We start from the raw sequence: 3095 nt of genomic DNA, 5'->3' as shown, positions 1-3095 counted from the left end.
ACACAAAAATGCTTCAACCGCACAAGGCCGGGGCAGGGCCCATCCCGATAGCTATGGGGATGTGGGGCCAACGCGCTTGGTTTCTCATCATAGGTTTGGTATGAAAAAAACAGCAGGACTTGTAAATCAGAAGCCCGGCTGTGTAGCTGTGTGTAAAGTATCTTATTTTATGTGTAGATGAAGTGAGCATCTCGCTTAAATCTTGCTCCGGCAGGTTTTTGTATTTTTTATATTTTTGTTATCTTAAATGTTATGGAATTTTATCTATAAAGGTATCTTGATAAAAACTCATCATATGAATAAAAGCATATCCTTGTCTATACCTCGACCTTGTTCCGAGCAATGGGATAAATTCACATCAACTCCTACTGGAGGATTTTGTAGCTCCTGTAGTAAGGTGGTGATCGATTTTACTAAAATGAATGATAGTGAAATTGTAGAGTATTTTAGTACGGAACACGCAAGTACGTGTGGACGCTTTCGTCCTGGACAACTAAAGGAATATGTTTTCGCTACTTTACCTCCTACAATTACTCCAGGATATACAGTTCTAAAGGCGGGCATTCTTGGTCTTCTGTTTCTGCTTGTGAGCAAACCCTCTTTGGCCCAAACTCACCCAACTAAACCAATAACTGAATTAGATGTTCACACGAAACAAGTTCAATCGGTTGATTTGAAAAAGCAAACGAAGACTGTTAGAGGAGTTGTAAAAGGCGATGATGGTATGCCTTTACCAGGCGCAAATGTGTTGTTAAAAGGTACGACGGAAGGAGTAACGTGTGATGTGGATGGACGATTTGAGTTTCCAAAGAAACTTGAAGAAGGAGATGTCTTAGTTGCAAGTTTCATAGGATTTACTTACGAAGAGTATACTATCAGAAATACGTCACTCGAAGATATTGAAATTACGTTAACACTTGAAGCTGAGCTTATGGGGGAATTGGCTGTGCACACCGCGTATGAACACGAAGAATCCCGAATAAGAAAGTGGTGGGGAAAGGTGAAAGGATTGTTTTAATCTTATGATAAATAATGCTGCTGCTTTGCTGCTATTAATTAGTAGTTTAATAATTAAGGAAGCACAAGCTCAAGTTTCTGATTTCACAAATATCAATTTTACCAAAGCGGATAGTATTGCGGCATTATATCCCGAACATTCTCTGTATGATCTACGAGGCTTATCCATAAAACTTACTACTCCGCTTGGTACAGAGGTTGAAAAGTTCAGATCAATTTATAAGTGGGTTTGTGATAACATTGAAAATGATTATGAACTCTACGTGTTAAGTACTCGTCAACGGGCTAAGCTCAAAAGTGTGGATGAACTAAGAAATTGGAACAGAACATTTGGCGCCAAAGTCTATAGACAATTGTTAAGGAACCAAAAGACAGTTTGTTCGGGATACGCGGCCTTAATTAAAAGCCTTGCAGAATACGCAGGGCTTAAATGTTTAGTTATAAATGGCTATGGGCGGACAGCACAAGCAAATGTTGGTGGCAGCGGGGTGCCAAATCATTCGTGGAATGCCGTTGAATTAAATAACAAATGGTATCTGTGTGATGCTACATGGTCTAGTGGTGTAATTCACATGGAAGAGCGAAAATTTGTAAAGGATTTTAATCAGGGTTACTTTCTCGCCGACCCTGCGTTATTCATACGAAATCATTACCCATTAGATACATCATGGATATTAATGCACAGTAAACCAACATTAAATGAATTTCTAAATGCACCACTTGTCTATCGTGAATTTTTTAAATGCGACATAAAATCTCTAATCCCAGCTACCTTTAATATCGTTGCAAATAAAGGAATACCTCTAACAATCCAGCTTACTACACACAAAGATGTAGTCATTGAGAAGTTACAATTGCAGATTGGTAAAACAAGGCCCTTAGATATGGCGCTTTATCAAGTTAAAAATAATGAAGAAGAAAAGGTTTACTGCATTGAATATGCATTCACCTCAAAGGGAACTCATGTACTTCATGTACTTTTGAATGGAGACTATGCGGTTACATATAGTGTTAAAGTTTATTAGGAATATTGATTAAAAGGAGCTGACTACCTTGAGCGTCCAAGCGGGTCCGTCAGTAGTCGGGCAAGCTGCTTGAAGCACACTTGCGCCAACAGTTAACAACATTAGGATGGTGCAAGGTACCCTCTCCTGTGGCGTCATTCCCCGCCTGCAATAGATACTATAAAAAGTTAAAAGAAGCCGCGAAGGAATACCCTGGCGTTGCAATAGGTACTTGAAAATGCTATTATCTAAAGTTTTGTTCCAGGCCTTCCCTAACTTGTGATGATCTCATATTTCTTATGTCACTTTTTTCCTTGATAAAAAAAGTAACAAAAAAAACGAAGACATAAAAATGCTTCAGCCGCACAAGGCCGGGGCACGGCCCGTCCCGATAGCTATCGGGATGTCGGCCAACGCGCTTGGTTCTCATTATAAATTTAGGTAATGGAAAGAATAAAGTTGTGAGGAAATTGCTTGGCCTGGTAGTAGTACTAATGATGAATAGGCCCTGTAGTTTTGCTCTCGCTCTGCTATTCAGTGAATTGCTTCAAATTTTGTCTATAAGTTTAAAAATTTCAACCAACTCTATTAAAGTAAACACTATTTTGAATCTAGCTTCTTTTTACGTTTAATTGCTACTCCTCGCAGTACCACAACTGTTTGTAATCGATGGAGCCAATCACATGATAACATACAATATGTTTCACAAGCAGTTGACAGAGCAGTTCAGTTCCTTAGGAAGAATCTGAAGGTTTCGTAAGGACTTCACGTTAAAACTATTGACTGCATTCAACCTGGAATGCTTCCAAAGACTTTAAGACGAGACGAAATATCCAAGAGGTTAGCTTGTCCATTAGTCAATCAATTCTCGTTTTAAATGAAAAAAGCCCATTCAGAAATTGACTAACAATTTCCGATGGGCTATTCAAAGTGAGAATATTAAAAATTCATTACATTTTTATTTTAACAGATGAAGTATTGCTTCGCCTACCGATTTTGCTGATTGCGGGTTTTGTCCTGTAACGACGCGGCTATCTGTAACTACATGATTTTGCCACAATCCCGATTTCTCAA

2 protein-coding genes are annotated in these 3095 nt (G+C 38.8%); both read left to right on the top strand.

Annotated features, from left to right (window positions below):
- Window positions 1-295 precede the first annotated feature (295 nt).
- On the top strand, window positions 296-1018 hold the full coding sequence (locus tag KK060_RS24645; RefSeq protein WP_254157914.1) for a carboxypeptidase-like regulatory domain-containing protein: 723 nt from the start codon (window positions 296-298) through the stop codon (window positions 1016-1018).
- A 4-nt stretch (window positions 1019-1022) separates the two neighbouring features.
- Window positions 1023-2042, top strand: coding sequence for a transglutaminase domain-containing protein (locus tag KK060_RS24640; RefSeq protein ID WP_254157912.1), 1020 nt, complete (start codon window positions 1023-1025; stop codon window positions 2040-2042).
- Window positions 2043-3095: the final 1053 nt, after the last annotated feature.

Origin of the sequence: Chryseosolibacter indicum, assembly GCF_018598585.1 — a bacterium.
Classification (GTDB): Bacteria; Bacteroidota; Bacteroidia; order Cytophagales; family Cyclobacteriaceae; genus Chryseosolibacter; species Chryseosolibacter indicus.
The sequence above is the reverse complement of the archived record's forward strand: the minus strand, read 5'-3'. Positions and strand labels throughout refer to the sequence as shown.

Coding starts and splice junctions, on each gene's coding strand:
- KK060_RS24640 (WP_254157912.1), top strand. CDS start 1,023: ATGATAAATAATGCTGCTGCTTTGCTGCTATTAATTAGTAGTTTAATA.
- KK060_RS24645 (WP_254157914.1), top strand. CDS start 296: ATGAATAAAAGCATATCCTTGTCTATACCTCGACCTTGTTCCGAGCAA.